Source organism: Oceanobacillus sojae (assembly GCF_900162665.1).
Lineage (GTDB): Bacteria > Bacillota > Bacilli > Bacillales > Amphibacillaceae > Oceanobacillus > Oceanobacillus sojae_A.
Genome location: NZ_LT727810.1, coordinates 420040 through 437833 on the forward strand (window position 1 = coordinate 420040; position 17794 = coordinate 437833).

General features: G+C 39.3%; 14 protein-coding genes. All 14 read left to right on the forward strand.

The window, feature by feature from the left end:
- Window positions 1–50 precede the first annotated feature (50 nt).
- Window positions 51–1457: a 3-isopropylmalate dehydratase large subunit gene (gene leuC, locus BN1068_RS05685; protein ID WP_077601860.1), complete on the forward strand. Its 1407-nt coding sequence runs from the start codon at window positions 51–53 to the stop codon at window positions 1455–1457.
- 13 nt (window positions 1458–1470) lie between these two features.
- The gene (leuD, locus tag BN1068_RS05690) at window positions 1471–2052 is read left to right on the forward strand and encodes a 3-isopropylmalate dehydratase small subunit (protein ID WP_077601861.1); all 582 of its coding nucleotides are present in this window, start codon (window positions 1471–1473) and stop codon (window positions 2050–2052) included.
- Window positions 2053–2125: 73 nt separating this feature from the next.
- Entirely contained in the window at window positions 2126–3142 is a 1017-nt protein-coding gene (ilvA, locus tag BN1068_RS05695) for a threonine ammonia-lyase (protein ID WP_077601862.1), read from the forward strand.
- Between the two features lie 1103 nt (window positions 3143–4245).
- On the forward strand, window positions 4246–5253 hold the full coding sequence (locus tag BN1068_RS05700; protein WP_077601863.1) for an ABC transporter ATP-binding protein: 1008 nt from the start codon (window positions 4246–4248) through the stop codon (window positions 5251–5253).
- Window positions 5240–6172: an ABC transporter ATP-binding protein gene (locus BN1068_RS05705; protein ID WP_077601864.1), complete on the forward strand. Its 933-nt coding sequence runs from the start codon at window positions 5240–5242 to the stop codon at window positions 6170–6172. The genes BN1068_RS05700 and BN1068_RS05705 overlap by 14 nt, the downstream gene beginning before the upstream one ends.
- A gap of 7 nt (window positions 6173–6179) precedes the next feature.
- Window positions 6180–7142 (forward strand): oligopeptide ABC transporter permease, encoded by a 963-nt coding sequence (gene opp4B / locus BN1068_RS05710; protein WP_077601865.1) that lies wholly within the window; start codon window positions 6180–6182, stop codon window positions 7140–7142.
- Between the two features lie 29 nt (window positions 7143–7171).
- Window positions 7172–8068 (forward strand): ABC transporter permease, encoded by an 897-nt coding sequence (locus BN1068_RS05715; RefSeq protein ID WP_077601866.1) that lies wholly within the window; start codon window positions 7172–7174, stop codon window positions 8066–8068.
- Window positions 8069–8172: 104 nt separating this feature from the next.
- Window positions 8173–10017, forward strand: a complete 1845-nt coding sequence (gene opp4A, locus BN1068_RS05720) for an oligopeptide ABC transporter substrate-binding protein (RefSeq protein WP_077601867.1) — start codon at window positions 8173–8175, stop codon at window positions 10015–10017.
- 388 nt (window positions 10018–10405) lie between these two features.
- On the forward strand, window positions 10406–11086 hold the full coding sequence (gene rpiA / locus BN1068_RS05725) for a ribose-5-phosphate isomerase RpiA (protein WP_077601868.1): 681 nt from the start codon (window positions 10406–10408) through the stop codon (window positions 11084–11086).
- Between the two features lie 179 nt (window positions 11087–11265).
- Entirely contained in the window at window positions 11266–13110 is a 1845-nt protein-coding gene (asnB, locus tag BN1068_RS05730; RefSeq protein WP_077601869.1) for an asparagine synthase (glutamine-hydrolyzing), read from the forward strand.
- Window positions 13111–13386: 276 nt separating this feature from the next.
- Complete coding sequence (locus BN1068_RS05735) at window positions 13387–14646, forward strand: M20/M25/M40 family metallo-hydrolase (RefSeq protein ID WP_077601870.1); 1260 nt, start codon at window positions 13387–13389, stop codon at window positions 14644–14646.
- 35 nt (window positions 14647–14681) lie between these two features.
- Window positions 14682–15473 (forward strand): DUF3100 domain-containing protein, encoded by a 792-nt coding sequence (locus BN1068_RS05740; RefSeq protein WP_077601871.1) that lies wholly within the window; start codon window positions 14682–14684, stop codon window positions 15471–15473.
- Entirely contained in the window at window positions 15470–15955 is a 486-nt protein-coding gene (locus BN1068_RS05745; protein WP_077601872.1) for a DUF751 domain-containing protein, read from the forward strand. The genes BN1068_RS05740 and BN1068_RS05745 overlap by 4 nt, the downstream gene beginning before the upstream one ends.
- A 210-nt stretch (window positions 15956–16165) precedes the next feature.
- Complete coding sequence (locus BN1068_RS05750) at window positions 16166–17776, forward strand: gamma-glutamyltransferase family protein (RefSeq protein ID WP_077601873.1); 1611 nt, start codon at window positions 16166–16168, stop codon at window positions 17774–17776.
- The last annotated feature ends 18 nt before the right edge of the window (window positions 17777–17794 follow it).

Here is a 17794-nt window from a genome sequence, read left to right on the forward strand (position 1 = left end):
TAATTCAACTTATATAGAAAACAATATATATCGTTTCGGAGGTGTAGAAATTGGGAAAGGCTTTGACGGCATTTGAAAAAATTTGGAATAAGCATGTTATAAAAGAAGAGGAAGGAAAACCGGCTCTTTTATATATTGACCAGCATCTTGTTCATGAGGTAACGTCTCCGCAGGCGTTTGAAGGTCTAAGATTGAATGGACGAAAGGTAAGACGTCCTGATCTTACTTTCGCTACAATGGATCACAATGTTCCTACTATTAATAGAGAGAACATGAAAGATGAAATTTCTATCAAACAAATGGAAGCTTTAAAAAAGAATTGTGCCGACTTTGGAGTGAAGCTGGCGGATATGTATCACCCGGATCAAGGAATCGTGCATATTATTGGACCACAATTAGGTTTAACGCAGCCAGGAAAAACGATCGTTTGTGGGGATAGTCATACATCAACACATGGAGCGTTTGGAGCATTTGCATTTGGAATTGGAACCAGTGAGGTAGAGCATGTTTTGGCAACACAAACTATCTGGCAGGATAAACCGAAAACATTGAATGTTCAAGTTGTTGGAGAGTTAGGCGTAGGTGTGACAGCAAAAGACTTGATTCTTGCGATTATTGCAAAATTCGGCGTTCGTTTTGGAACAGGATACGTGATGGAATATACAGGAGAAGCTATTCGTAACTTAACCATGGAAGAAAGAATGACGATTTGTAATATGTCTATTGAAGCTGGAGCACGTGCCGGCTTAATTAGTCCAGATGAAACAACAGTGGAATTTTTGCGTGGCCGTGAAATGGTTCCAGAAGGAGAAGCTTTTGAGGCATTGGCTGAAGATTGGCTGGCGCTGGCAACAGATGAAGGTGCAGAATATGATCATACAGTTACCATTTATGCGGATGAAATTGAACCACAGGTAACTTGGGGGACTAATCCTGGTATGGGCGTACCAGTCAGTGCTTCTACACCAACCATTGCGGATGCAGAATATCCAGATGAAGTAAAACGTGCTTTAGAGTATATGGATTTAGAAGAAAATCAGCCGATAACATCGATTCATGTCGATCATGTCTTTATTGGCTCTTGTACGAATTCCCGATTAAGTGATTTGAAAAAAGCGTCTAAAATTGTAGAAGGCAAGAAGGTAAAAGAAGGTATTAAAGCAATTGTGGTACCAGGTTCATTCCTGGTGAAGCAGCAGGCAGAAGAGATTGGCCTTGATAAAATTTTCATTGAAGCAGGGTTTGAATGGAGAAATTCAGGCTGCAGTATGTGCCTTGGAATGAATGATGATATTGTTCCATCTGGCGGCAGATGTGCATCAACGTCAAACCGAAACTTTGAAGGTAGACAGGGAAACGGAGCACGTACACACTTGGTAAGCCCGGAAATGGCAGCAGCAGCGGCAATTGAAGGACATTTCGTAGATGTAAGACAATTTGTCGGAGTACCAAGCTAGGAGGGAATTTGGAATGGAACCTTTTAAAGAGCATAAAGGAATTGCTGCTCCGTTGAATCGCGGTAACGTGGATACAGACCAGATTATTCCGAAGCAGTTTTTAAAACGTATTGAACGTACAGGATTTGGTGAATTTTTATTTTTCCATTGGCGTTTTGATGATGATGGAAATCTGCGTGATGACTTTGTTTTAAATCAGCCAAAATATGAAAATGCCACAATCCTGTTAGCTGGTGATAATTTTGGCTGCGGCTCATCCCGTGAACATGCTCCATGGGCACTGGAGGATTACGGATTTAAAGTTATCATTGCTCCTGACTTTGCAGATATTTTTTATAATAATTCTTTGAAAAACGGCATATTAGTAATAAAGATGAATGAAGAGCAGGTCCAGCAGTGGATGAAAAAAGCAGAGCAGGGATTAACATTAGATGTTGATTTAGAAAAACAGGAAATTACAGATACAGACGGCACCGTCGTTTCCTTTGATATTCCAGCTTATCATAAGGAGAAACTTCTTAACGGCTGGGATGATATTGCACTGACTCTTTTAGAGGAAGATGCGATTCAGGCATTTGAAGAAAAACGTGCTTAAAAATGATAAGTACAGAAAAATATGAGAAAATTATAAGATAGAAAAATATAAAGAATAAGAGGGTTGAAGGAGTGTGGATTTACTTGGGGATCGCTTAACTGGTGAAAAAGTATATCAAGCATGGAAAAAATTAAAGCCAATTGTTCATCAAACACCGCTGTTAACATCGCATACAACGGATGATCTGGTAGGGAAGCATGTGTATTGCAAGATGGAAAATCAGCAAAAAACCGGAGCATTTAAGTTTCGGGGAGCAAGCTACAAACTGATGCAAATGACAGATGAAGAGCTTGCAAATGGGGTTATTACAGCATCTGCCGGAAATCATGCCCAAGGAGTTGCGCATGCAGCCTCAAAATTGGGTGTGAAGGCAACGATATTCATGTCAGAAGGAACACCGCTGGCTAAAGTAAATGCAACAAGAAATTATGGTGCAGACGTTATTTTGACAGGAGAAAGCTTTCAGGAAGCTTATCAGGCATCACTGGAGCATCAGCTGGAAACAGGTGCAACCTATATTCATCCATTTGATGATTATGATATTATGGCTGGACAAGGTACCATTGCAATGGAATTGCTGCGTCAGGAAGATCGTATAGATACCATTTTAGTGCCAATTGGCGGTGGCGGTTTAATCAGCGGAATTGCAGTAGCAGCAAAGCATATCAACCGGAATATCCGGATAATTGGTGTGCAGGCTGAAGGAGCAGCCGCTATTTATGACAGCTATCATACCAAGCAGGTGAAAAAGCTGACGCAAGTGGATACGATTGCGGAAGGCATTGCTGTCAAAGAACCTGGAAAGCATACATTGCCAATTATCCAAGAATATGTAGATGATATTGTAACAGTAACTGATGAACAAATTGCTGCAGCGATTATATATATGCTTGAACGGAATAAAACATTGATGGAAGGAGCTGGAGCAGCTGCTCTGGCAGCCTTATTCGCACATCATCATCAGCTTCGTTCTAGACATTGCGGAGTCATCGTGAGTGGTGGAAACCTCGATATCGGGAACATGCAGCGAATTCAAGAGTTATCCGAAAAGTATAAACCAAAAAAAGTAAAATCATATGTCGCTTTATAAATAACTTCATTCAATGAGGAGAGCCCTTATTGAATGAAGTTTTATTTATTATATAAGTTGAACTAAAGAATTACTCATTGACTTGATATGTGCTCTTGGTCCATTCGTGTGAATTATCATTCACACGAATGGACCAAACCACGTATTGTCAGTAAATAATGTGAGCAAGTGCATTTACTTTTTTACAAAAAGTTGTCATAAATCTCTCATAATAAAACATTTATTTGTGGAAATCTATAAGAATACTTTCTTATTTCAGAACAATAGGGATGAATTGTAAAACCGCTTTCGCATTGTATTATGAATTTAATTAATACATAACGCATATTATTATCCAATTTTATCCTGTTTCAAAAGTATTTTTTCCTTCTTTAAAACAGTTAATATATGGTAATTATGACGATATATAGATGATTTTTTTGATAAAACGACACAAAATTTAGAGAAGAAAATTGAAAAAATTTAAATTAATTTTTTAGTAAATTATTGGAATAATCCCTTGATTTTAAAGGTTTTTGGTGACATACAGGAAATTATGTATACAGTTGCCAATCTTATTTTTTGTCAAAACCTATTGATTTTAGCAAGGTTATAAACTATAATTTCAAAGTATATTAAGATTTGTTTACGAAAACTTTTCGAATTCAAATTTTTGAAATGTAATTGCAATATTTTAGAGGTAGTAAAGATTAATAAAAATAGAATAGATTTTAGCCTGTTAAAGCGATAAATTTTCTTATTTATTTACGGACAATTTTCAGAAAAATTACAACAATTATATTCTTTACATATTACATATCGTCCGCAAGATAGGAAAAATCGCTTTTTAGAGACACTAAATTTATATCATAGATTACTGCAGAGAGCAGAAAAAATATAATTTAGTAGATGAGCCGAGCCGAGACCATGCCATGTTTGTTCAAAAATATTTTAATTATCAAAAATTAAAACTGAATGATCGAGCATGCATTTTTTTATTCAGAAATTACTCAAATTTTCGTCATCTGATTATTTGGAAATTTGAAAAGGGGGATTTTCTGAAATTTTAAGCTGCTATAAAATACAGCATGAAAAAACAAACAATTTAGTAAGGGGGATGTAGGTTGAGTAATGAACTTTTAAAGATAAAAAACCTTTCAACATCTTTTCGTATCGGTGATGAATACTACGCAGCGGTGGATGATGTAACACTTACTTTGAATAAAAATGAAGTATTGGGAATTGTTGGAGAGTCTGGTTCGGGTAAAAGTGCTCTGGCATTCTCGATTATGCGGCTTCATACAAAAGCGAAAATCGAAGGGGAAATCTTGCTGAATAATCAAAATATTGTCAAAATGTCGAACTCAAAGTTAAATAAAATACGTGGAGACGAAATGGCGATGATTTTCCAGGATCCGCTGACTGCTTTAAATCCACTTATGCCAATAGGAAGACAAATTGAAGAGAATTTATTTTTGCATAATAAAAAATTGGGTCAGCAGGGCAGAAAAGAACGCACTATTGAGCTGCTTAATTTAGTCGGAATACCAAGACCGGAGAGGGTTTACGAGCAATTTCCGCATGAATTATCAGGTGGTATGAGACAGCGTGTTATTATTGCAATAGCGATTGCTAATGACCCGGAGTTGTTAATTGCTGACGAACCTACTACAGCTTTGGATGTAACCATTCAAGCGCAAATTCTTGATTTAGTCCGTGAACTGAAAGAAAAAATACATGCAGGTATTATTTTGATTACCCATGATCTAGGGGTTGTTGCGGAAATGGCTGATCGTGTAGCTGTTATGTATGCAGGACAGATCGTGGAAATTGCACCTGTAGAAAAGCTGTTTGCAAATCCGTTGCATCCGTATACCAGATCCTTATTAAATTCAGTACCGACAGAGGGACAGGACAGGCTTCACGTAATCCAGGGTGTTGTACCTACCTTGAAAAATTTACCAAGAAAAGGGTGCCGCTTTGCAGAACGGATTCCTTGGATTGATGCTTCACATCATGAGGAGAACCCAGAATTACATGAAGTAGAATCCGGACATTTTGTCAGATGCACATGTTATGAGCATTTTTACTTCCCGGATAATAAGGAGGAGCAGGCAAATGGCGTTTCTTGAGGTAAAAGATTTACAGGTATACTTTCCGATAAAGGGTGGAATTCTCAACCGGACAGTCGATCATATTAAAGCAGTTGACGGGGTATCCTTTGAAATGGAACAGGGGAAAACATATGGTTTAGTCGGTGAGTCCGGGTCAGGAAAATCTACAACTGGACGGGCAATTATCGGTCTGGAAGATATAACCTCTGGACAGGTTTTATTTAATGGAAAAGATATTACGGATAAAAAAACAAAAAACAAAGCATTCCGAAAAGACGTACAAATGATTTTTCAAGACCCATATTCTTCATTAAATCCAAGGAAACGGGTACTGGATATTGTTGCGGAACCACTTCGGAACTTTGAAAAATTATCGAAAAAAGAAGAACGCAAACGTGTACAGGAGCTTTTAGACATTGTTAATGTGAGCCCTGACAGTATTTTTAAATATCCACATGAATTTTCCGGCGGGCAGAGGCAGCGAATTGGCGTAGCCAGAGCAATTGCCCTAAAGCCGAAGCTGATTATAGCGGATGAGCCTGTATCTGCTTTAGACGTATCTGTACAGGCTCAAGTGCTGAACTTTTTAAAGGAGATTCAAAGTGAACTCAACCTGACCTATTTATTTATCAGTCATGATTTGGGAATTGTAAAGCATATGTGTGACAATATTTCGATTATGTATAAAGGGAGATATGTGGAACAGGGAAGTACGGAAGAAATTTTTGAGAATCCACAGCATATTTATACAAAACGCTTAATTGCTGCAATCCCGGATATTAATCCAAAAAATCGTGAAGAGCAATTTCATTATCGGAAAAAGGTTCTAGAGGAATATACACAATCCTATGATGATTATTTTGATCAGGATGGACTGGCATTCCAGCTGCAATCTATTTCAGATACACATCGGGTTGCTTTACCGCAGAAAGGTTGATGAATTTATGTGGAAATTTATAGTCAGACGTTTATTGATTACTATCCCGCAAATTATTATTTTGAGCGTTATTGTGTTTATATTGGCCCAAATGATGCCGGGAGATGCTTTATCGGGATTGATTGATCCGAGTATTGATCCAGCGGCAATTGAACAGCAGCGGGAAAGATTAGGCTTAAACAATCCATGGTATGTGCAGTATGCTGATTGGGTTGGAGGAATTCTTCATGGTGATCTTGGACAGTCATTCCGTTTCAAAATGCCAGTGACAGAATTAATTGGTCAACGTATGGGAAATACAATTCTTCTATCGATTGTTACATTAATTTTTACATATTTAATTGCACTTCCTTTAGGACTAATTAGCGGACGCTTTAATGATACGATGCTCGATCAGGGAATTACTGGTTACACTTACATTGGTTTTGCTACACCGTTGTTTATTTTTGCATTAGTTATGCTGTGGGTGTTTGGTTATAACTTAAGTTGGTTCCCGACAAGTGGAAGTGTGGCACCGGGGTCTGAATCGGGAACCGTTGCCTATTGGCTAAGCAAAGTTAATCATGCGCTCTTACCAGGAATATCGATGGCTTTAATACAAGTCGTTTCAACCGTTCAATACCTGCGGAGTGAAATTATTGATACGAAGCAAAAAGATTTTATTCTTACAGCTCGTGCTAAAGGAGCAGGTGAGCAGAGAGTATATAATAAACATATTTTTAGAAACTCTTTATTGCCAATTGCTGCATTTTTTGGCTGGGAAATTACAACGTTAATCACTGGAACGGTATTTGTGGAAAAGATATTTAGCTACCCAGGAACGGGGCTCCTGTTCTTAGAATCTATAACGCAGCGAGATTTTAGTGTTGCGAACTCACTTGTGCTAATATTTGGTATTGCGCAAATCTTGGGAGCTTTATTATCAGATATTATATTAAGTATTGTCGATCCACGAATTCGTATTAAGTAGAAATCTTAATAATATTGAGGTGATTAAAGATGGAAACAACGGATGTGAAGGAATTGCAACAAACTAAAACTCCTTCTGTTGTACGTATATTATTGAAAGAATTATATCGGGATAAATTGGCGCTTGTTTCATTAATATTTTTAATTTTAGTTATGCTATTTGTATATGGTCTATCCATTTTTTTGGATCAGGATCAGATTGTTTCGGTTGATTTATTTGCAATTCATCAGCCGCCCGGCGGGGATTTTATTCTGGGGACAGACTATGGAGGAAGAGATGTATTTGGCCAATTGATTATTGGGACTAAAAATTCATTGACTATTGGTATTTTAGTGACACTGCTAAGCGGTATTTTTGGAATTGCCTTTGGTCTGGTATCCGGGTATTTTGGCGGTCACGTAGATAATGTCATGATGCGTATCCTTGACTTTATGAACGTTTTGCCATTCTTGTTTATCATTATTGTTTTTGTAGTAATTGTTCCAGATTATAGTACATTGACGTTTTCATTAATTATGTCAGCTTTCTCATGGATGGGGATTGCTAGGTTAATCCGGTCCAAAGCATTACAGGAAAGGGAATTGGATTACGCGCAAGCCTCGAAAACATTGGGAACATCTAATTTTAATATCATATTTAAGCAGGTTATGCCAAATGTTATATCGTTAATTATTGTAACAATGACGCTGAATCTAGCAGCAAATATTGGCTTAGAATCCGGATTGTCTTTTTTAGGCTTTGGGTTGCCGGAAAGCACACCGAGCTTAGGAACATTGATTTCTTATGCAACAAACCCGCAAACCTTAGAATTTAGATGGTGGATTTGGGTTCCGCCTGCAGTATTGATTTTAGTGCTAATGCTCGCTGTCCGAAATGTTGGAGAAGCATTAAAGCGTGCTGCAGATGCCCGTCAAAGACGGGGATAGTAACTTGTTACTTTCATCAATTATTCTGAATAGTTGGTGTGGAGTATAGATAGCCGGAAAATAGTAACCGGCATAATTAGTAAATATAAGGGGAGGTTCAAAGTATGAAGAAAGCAAGCTTATCGAAGTTATTACTGGCAATGATGTTGATGCTTATTTTAGTATTGGCTGCTTGTAATAGTGGATCAGATGATAACGCCGAGGGTGATGGCGGGTCAGATGATGGTACTGAAGAAGGAACAGAAGATGGTGAAGGCGGATCAGAAGATCAAATTTATTCCATTGAAGATTTCTCGGACACAAAGACCGATGCTGGAGAAGCAATTGATGGAGGAACATTAAACTATGGTTTAGTTGGTTCTACAGTATTTGAAGGGATTTTAAACTGGAATTTTTATCAAGGTAATCCAGATGCACACGTTATCGGCCTTTTTGATGAATCGTTATTGAGCGCAGATGAAAACTTCACTTATACTCAGGATGGTGCTGCAACCTTTGAAACAAGTGAAGATAATAGAACATTTACATTTACAATTGCTGATAATGTAAATTGGCATGATGGAGAGCCTGTTACAGCGGAAGACTGGGCATATTCCTATGAAGTTATTGGGCATCCAGATTATACTGGTATCCGTTATGATGCTTCATTCCGTAATATTGAAGGGATGGATGAGTACCATTCTGGAGACTCAGATACGATTTCAGGTATTGAAATCATTGATGATAAAACTTTAGAGATTACGTATAAAGAAGCTTGGCCATCTTTATTAGCTGGTGGTATTTGGGCTTACGCAACACCAAAGCACATTTTTGAAGATATTCCAATTGCTGAAATGGAAGAATCTGATGAGGTTCGTAAGAATCCAATCGGAATGGGACCATTTAAAGTTGAATCCATTGTTCCTGGCGAGTCTGTAACTTATACAGCAAATGAAGATTACTGGAAGGGCGCTCCAAAACTAGATGGTGCCACTCTAAAAGTTGTCAGTCCGGAAACAGTTGTTCAAGCACTTGAATCAGGAGAAATTGATATAGCAGCCGGTGGTTTCCCGACAGATCAATATCCTGATGTAGAGGAATCTTTAACAAATGTAGAATTTTTAGGAGTTATTGATAATGCATACACGTATATTGGCTTTAAATTAGGTCATTGGGATGCTGACAACGCTGAAGTTGTAACAGATCCTGATGCGAAAATGGCTGATGTAGAGCTGAGAAGAGCAATGTGGCATGCAGTAGATAATAATGCAGTAGGAGAAAGATTCTATAAGGGATTACGCTGGAACGCAACAACATTGATTGGTCCGGCATATCCAGATTTCTATAATGATGAAGTAGAAGCTCCTACGTATGATCCAGATGAAGCAAATCGGATTTTAGATGAAGCTGGTTATGAAGATGTTGATGGTGATGGAATCCGTGAAGATAAAGACGGGGAAGAATTAGTAATTAACTTTGCATCTATGGAAGGCGGAGACACTGCTGAACCAATTGCTAACTACTATATCCAGGCTTGGGAAGCTGTTGGATTAAAAGTAGAATTATTAGATGGCCGTCTGCATGAAATGAATGCATTCTATGATCGTGTAGAAGCAGATGATCCAGATATTGATATTTATCAAGGTGCATGGAGTACTGGCTCTGATGTAGATCCATCAGGTTTATATGGTAAAGAAGCTCCATTTAACTACTCTCGTTATTCAAGTGAAGAAAATGATAGTTTAATCGCTGAGGGTAACTCAGAAGAATCATTTGATATTGCACATCGTCAAGAGGTTTATAAAGAGTGGCAGGAATTAATGGTACAAGAAATTCCGGTATTCCCAACAGTTTATCGTGCTGCTCTTGAGCCAGTAAACGAGCGTGTAACAGGCTATTCTGCAGCTCTGGACTGGAGTGAATGGCAAGAAGTTGGTGTTACGCAGGAAGAACCAGTTCTACCTGAATAACATTTAGTAAAAAGGAATGTCCGTAGGGGCATTCTTTTTTTTGTTGGAAAAGTATTACCTTTTATAATCCAGATTTCGCACAAAATACGGGAAGCCCTGTGTTTTGATTATATCAAGTATTGTTTTATTGAGTTTTTATAAAAGAAAATCAGTTCATGAAAGTTGCAAAATCCATAAATATCAAATAATCGACCATTTCCTTAAACCGTTATTTGAGCTATAATGGATACGGATACATAAGAAAAATTGGTAAGTTGGCCCTTTAAAATTACAGATTTCTAAAGTTGAAAGCAGGTGCTGGGGGGTTACTAACCCCTATCGAAAACAAGTAGTAAAAGTTTTATGTTCCCACAGTTTCAAAGAAAACTTCATTCAGGAGGAATTCATCGTGAACACACAGGATCAACTAAAAAAAGCAGTCGGTGAAAAAGCCGCATCATTAGTAGAGGACGGTATGAAAGTAGGTATAGGGTTCGGTTCAACAGTATATTGGTTCGTGCGTGCTTTAGGAGAAAGAGTAAAGCAGGAAGGATTAGATATAGAAGGAATTCCATCCTCTATTCTGACAGCGGAATGGGCCAAAGAATTTGGTGTCCCTTTGACAGATTTTGCAACAACAAAGGAGTTGGATATAACGATTGACGGGTCAGATGAGGTAGATCCGGATTTTCAGTTAATTAAGGGCGGCGGAGCAGCTTTATTCAGGGAAAAAATTATTGCGCAGGCAGCGAAGAAATTAATTATTATTGTGGATGAGTCAAAAATGGTGGAGCATTTAGGCGCATTTGCATTGCCGGTAGAAATTCTACAGTTTGCCTGGGAACGTACAGCCTATGAAATAGAGAAGCTGGGCTGCACTCCAGTACTTCGATTGAAGGATGGAGAGCCTCTTATCACAGATAATGGAAATTATATTGTGGACTGTCCATTTGAAAAGATTAAGAATCCAGCAGATTTAGACCGGAAATTACAATCCATTGTCGGGGTCGTTGAAACAGGGTTATTTATTGATATGGCTGACACTGTTATTATCGGCGGTTCAGAGGGTATCTCTATAAAGGAAAAATAGGTTATAAATAAAAGATCATTCACTCGGATGGTCTTTTTATTTTGCTGTTAAAAAAGTTTTAACTTTGTTACTGCATAAGTCAGCGTTTTCTAAAAAATCCTCCTGTTTGTTCACGAACATGCCCAAAAGAGCATAGGCTAATGAGGAGCTGGGGAGTTTGCCAGAGAGGATGATGAGATTTGTGTGGAATTACCGGATTTATCAGCTGGGATAAACGGGCAAGTGATGAGCGGGAAATATTAGAAAAGATGACAAATACATTATCTTTGCGTGGTCCAGATGCAACGGGTTATTGGCTGGATGGTCATGTTGGATTCGGACATAAACGTCTTTCTATTATAGATTTAGAAGGCGGAAAGCAGCCAATGCGGAAAGAGTCAGAACATAACAAATACGTTATCTGTTATAATGGAGAGCTTTATAATACAGAGGAATTGCGTAAAAGCTTGATGCAGCGGGGATATACGTTTACTACATCTTCAGATACAGAGGTGCTGTTAACCAGCTATATGGAGTGGAAGGAAGACTGTGTCGATCATTTGAATGGAATTTTTGCGTTTGCTATTTGGGATGAAGCGGCAGAGAAGCTGTTTATTGCACGGGATCGCTTAGGAGTAAAGCCGCTTTTTTATAGTGAAAAAGGAAAAACATTTGTATTCGGTTCGGAAATCAAGGCACTTCTTGCTCATCCTCAAGTAACAGCCAATATTGACCGAAGCGGGCTTTCTGAGATCTTTGGCTTAGGGCCATCAAGAACACCCGGACACGGACTATTTAAAGATGTCGATGAATTAAGAGCCGGCCATGCGATGACGCTGACCAGAGGAGGGAAAAAGGTTTGGCGTTACTGGAATTTAGAAAGTAAAGAACATAAGGATTCTTTGGAGGAGACGGCAGAAAAAGTGCGGACACTATTCGTTGATTCGGTGGAGAGGCAGCTGGTATCAGATGTTCCTGTATCAACCTTTTTGTCAGGCGGTTTAGATTCCAGCGCCATTACAGCGATCGCAGCAAATCATTACAAAGAAAATGGACTGGGAGCATTACCTACCTTTTCACTGGATTACCAAGGTAACAAAAATCATTTCCAGGCAAGTAAATTTCAGCCCTCCAGTGACCAAAAATGGATTGAAAAAATGGTGGAGAGTTTCTCGACAGACCATCATGAAGAAGTGATTACAGGGATTGAGCTTGCCTCCTTATTAAAAGAAGCGGTAGAGGTGAGAGACCAGCCGGGGCAGGCAGATATTGATTCGTCTTTACTGTGGTGCTGCCGCCAAATAAAGCAGCATACTACAGTAGCATTGTCAGGGGAATGCGCAGATGAAATATTCGGCGGCTATCCCTGGTTTCATGATCCGGAAGCAGCCGGAGACGGCTTTCCGTGGATACGCTCTTTAGATGGAAGAATTGATTTACTCCATGATGACTGGAAAAGTAAATTAAAGATTGAGGATTATGTACGGGACAGATATCAGGAAACAATTGCAGAAACACCGCGTCTGGATGGCGAAAGCAAGGTCGATGCAAAGCGCAGGGAATTATTTTATTTAAATATACAATGGTTTATGTCTCAGCTGTTGGATAGAAAAGACAGAATGAGCATGGGAGCAGGGCTCGAAGTGCGTGTTCCATATGCAGATCATCATCTGGTCGAGTATGTCTGGAATATTCCTTGGGAAATAAAGATGGCAAATGGACGGGAGAAAGGCATTCTGAGAAAGGCAATGGAAGGTATTTTACCGCAGGAGGTCCTTTATCGGAAGAAGAGTCCTTACCCAAGAACCTTCCAGCCGGAATATACAGAGCAGGTGACTCAGTGGATGCGGAAAATCTTAACCGATTCCGAAGCGAGAATTTTTGAATTTTTGAAGAAAGACAAAGTCGAAAAAATTGTGGAAAGCACCGGGAAAGAGTTTAAAGATCCCTGGTATGGTCAGCTGATGCGGGGGCCGCAATTAATCGCCCATCTCTGTCAGATTGATTATTGGCTGCGGAAATATGATATAAAGGTGAGCGAGTAGAATAACTGTTTAATAGATTGAAAAAGGAAGCGTATGATGTCAGGGGTATTTATAACCTGATATCATACGTTTTTTGCTTTAAAACCTTATACAGTGTTTGCTGCAGCTGTGATTATTCAATCTGTGAAACTCATTAGAGCAATAGCTGCTACATTTAATTTAACAAATATCTAAAAACTTAGAAAAAGCTGTATTGACGTGAAATTTGTCGAATGGTAAGATATTATCATGCTTTAACACTTTAATAGGATGAAAAAGGAGCGTTCAGAATCCATTATGTTTTTTAAGGAGCAGTATCAGCAGATAAAAGACTTTGCGGAGGATATTTATCATCATCCGGAACTGGGCTATAAAGAGCAGCGGACAAAAGAAAATATTATCCGTTTTTTGAAGGAAGTTAATCCAGAAGTTGAGATTGAGCATTTCAGTACTACTGGCTTTAAGACAACGTTAGGTCCGGAAGACGGGGATAAACATATTGCGTTTATTGCCGAGCTGGATGCAGTGTATGCTCCATCACATATGTATGCAGATAAAAAAACAGGGGCGGCTCATAACTGCGGCCATTATACACAGGTGGCCATTGCACTTGCTGTTTACCGTTATTATGTGAAAACAAATGCCAGCAGAAATTGGAAAAATAAAATAACCTTTGTCTTTGTTCCGGCGGAAGAATATTTAGATTTAGCTTATCGGGATGAATTAATCGAACAGGGAACCATCACACATTATGGCGGAAAGCCGGAAGCGATGAAGTTTGGTGTGTTTGATGATATTGATTTAGCTATTTGTGTCCATGCCATTGGTGGGGAATTTGATAATAGAACAGTGAATGTGAATTGTGATTTAGCCGGTTTTCTTTATAAGAAGTATACCTTTAAAGGAAAAGCAACACATGCCGGATTTGATCCATTTTCCAGTAAGAACGCATACAGCATGTCAACGGTTTTTAATACAGCAGTCGGCTTAATGAGACAGCAGCTGGATGAGAAGGAGCATGTCCGGATTAATCCAATTGTGATGGGATCGGATATGTCTACGAATGTTATTCCGAATGAAATTACGGTTGGAACAGATCTCCGGACCAAAACAGTTGATTATTTAAAAGAAGCAGCAGCAAAGCTGGATGATGCGGCGAGAGGCAGTGCTATTGCCTTGCAGGGGGAAGTAGCAGCACAGACGCAAATGGGATACCTTCCTTTTATTCAGGACAGATACCTGTCAACCTTTGTACAGGCTGTATTTGATGATTTTTCAGGAATTGATGAAATCGATAATGAAAGCTTTATTAGTGCAGCAGGGGATATTGGAGATCTATCCTATATGATTCCGTGTATTCAAATTGGCTACAGCGGCTTTACCGGAACGATTCATGGTGATGATTTTATTGATGTGGATCCAGAATTTATCTATCATATTTTCCCGGAATTCGTTGCAGGAGTATTAGAAAATATAGATGAAAATGTAGATAAGCAAAAGCTGTACAAGCGTTCTTATTCGGAATACCTTTCCGTCATTAACCAGATTGTTGATTAACCCATCTAATTATATTTAGGAATTGAGGAATATATATGGTTAAAAACTTTGTTTATTTTTTAGTTTTTGTATTAGCGGTAATTGCAGCGGCTGAGCTGATTGGGATCCAGACCATTTCGATAGGGTCTATGACCATCTCCATGCTCCCGTTAGTATTTGCGATTGCAATTGCTATGATTCTTGCTTTGCCGTTCTTGAGGAAAGGTATTCTGAAAAAGATTTATAGTAAGAAGAATGTTGATTTTGCGAGTAAATATTTAATTTTTATCATGCTGCCGCTTATGGCCAGATATGGATCAGATGTGGCACCGCAGATTCGGGAAATCCTGCAGGTTGGCTGGGTGTTTATCATTCAGGAAATTGGTAATCTGGGGACCGTTCTTATCGGGCTGCCAATAGCGATATTAATCGGTTTACGCCGGGAAGCAATTGGGGCAACGTTAGGAATAGGGAGAGAGGGAGAGCTTGCATATATTTCTGAAAAGTATACGCTGGAATCTCCAGAAGGGCGGGGCGTTATCTCGCTCTATGTTATCGGTACGTTGTTTGGAACGATGTTCTTTAGTATTTTTGCACCTATTTTACTTGATTTCGGATTTCGGGTCGAAGCACTTGCAATGGCGTCCGGGGTTGGATCCGGGAGTATGATGAGTGCTTCATCAGCAACATTGGTTGCAAGAGTTCCAGAAATGGAGAGTACGATTTTAGCCTATGCTTCAGCCAGTCAGCTGTTAACGAGTTTTATAGGAACATTTACCATGGTGTTTCTTGCAGCTCCCTTACAGCAGTTTATGTATAAGTTTTTAGTTAGAGGTGACAAAAAATGAGCCCGACAATGCGCCGTTATGTCCGTTATGCGTTAGTGCTTTTGTTAAGTGTATCTTTAATTCTGTTTACACAGGAAATTAAGCTGTTAAAAAATCCCGATTCGACACCAATTACATCCATGACCTTTGTCGGTTTAGGCATCCTCTGGTTATTTTCATTTATAGGTGTTATTATTGCTGATTTAATGAAATTGGTTCCTATTAAGGTCATTCGTGATTTTCCGATTTTAGGCTGGGTATCTATTGCCTCCTTAACGATGTGTCTGGTCTCAGACTTTTTTGTTGAAGCAATCCAGTCTGTTGATTTTCTGGCTATTACAACACCGATCTTGACTGTTGCCGGGATTTCTGTAGCAAACCGCCTTGTGGATTTGCGGAAAACATCCTGGAAAGTTGCGATTGTAGCTGTATTTGTTTTTGCAGGTACTTATTTATGCAGTGCTTTATTGGCACAGCTCGGGCTTTTCCTCGCAGAAAACTAGATTACTTTAAAAGACTTTCCTATTAAGATGGGAGGGTCTTTTTTCATACGATTAACAGAAGAAATGTACGGTCTGGCAAGAACACATACAGATTCAAGAATAAATATGATAGACTATAAGGATAGTAGAGTAAGACATATGTTGACTTTCTTTAACGGAATATACCGTTTTTCCGCAAAATAATATAAATACATCTGAAAGGATGAGCAGATGGAGCATATACATAATAAATTTAATCCTTATGCAATTGCAAGAGAATCTGTATACGCCAGAAAGGGAATGGTGGCCACAACACAGCCTTTGGCGGCAGAAGCAGGCTTGGAAATCCTGAAAAAAGGAGGGAATGCCATCGATGCTGCTATTGCGACAGCGGCTTGTTTGACAGTTGTAGAGCCCACTTCAAACGGGATTGGCGGAGATGCCTTTGCACTTGTATGGACAAAAGGGAAATTACACGGATTAAATGGAAGCGGGAGGTCCCCGGAGAGTATTTCCATAGAAGCAGTAAAAGAAAAAGGATATGATGCTATTCCAAAATTCGGATGGATTCCCGTTACGGTGCCGGGTGTGCCGAAAGCATGGGTTGAATTATCTGAACGTTTCGGTAAGTTATCCTTAAAAGAAACACTGCAGCCGGCTGTTCGTTATGCCCGTGAGGGATTTCCTGTTTCACCGACACTGGCACGATTTTGGAAAAGGGCATATCAAATGTATAAAAAGGAAGAGGGATATGATTTTAATGCCTGGTTTGAACTCTTTGCTCCGAACGGCAGAGCTCCAAAAGTAGGAGAGATTTGGGAATCAGCTGATCATGCAGCTACTTTAGAAAAAATTGCAGAAACAAATGCAGCTTCCTTTTATGAAGGAGAGCTGGCTGAAAAGATTGCGCAAGCGTCTAAAGAAGCTGGTGGATTTTTAACGAAGACAGATTTAGAAAAATATAAATCAGAATGGGTAGAACCGGTAAAGGTAAATTACCGCGGGTATGATATTTGGGAAATTCCACCGAACGGGCAGGGAATCATAGCACTGGAAGCATTGAATATATTAAAAGGATATAAATTTACAGTAAAAGAATCAGTGGATACATATCATAAACAAATGGAAGCCATCAAGCTGGCCTTTGAAGATGGGAAACAGCATATTACCGAGGAGGCGAAGATGCGCTATACAACGAAGCAGCTGCTAAGCGATCAATATGCAGCAGAAAGAAGAGCACTTATTAGTGACGAAGCGATTCTGCCTGAGGCCGGAACCCCTTCCGGCAGCGGCACCGTTTATTTAGCAGCAGCTGACGAGGAAGGGAATATGGTTTCCTTTATCCAGAGTAATTATATGGGCTTCGGTTCAGGTATTGTTATCCCGGGGACAGGTATTACTATGCAAAATCGCGGCTTTGGCTTTTCAATGGACAAGACGCATATTAACGTATTAGAAGGCGGAAAAAAGACATTTCATACAATTATTCCAGGCTTTGTTACAAAGGATAATGAAGCTGTCGGACCGTTTAGCATCATGGGAGGATTTATGCAGCCACAGGGGCATATGCAGATTATTATGAATACCATTGATTTTGGACTTCATCCGCAAGCTGCTTTAGATGCACCGAGGTGGCAATGGATAAAAGAGAAAAAGATAGAGGTGGAGAATCGATTTTCTTATACAATTGCTCAAGAATTAAGGCAAAAAGGGCATGATATTCAAATACAGCTGGAGCCGAACAGCTTTGGACGCGGACAGATTATCTGGCGTGACCCGGAAACAGGCGTGCTTGCCGGAGGGACTGAGTCACGGGCAGATGGTCATATTGCTGTATGGTAGGTGAAAAATGGTGTAGAG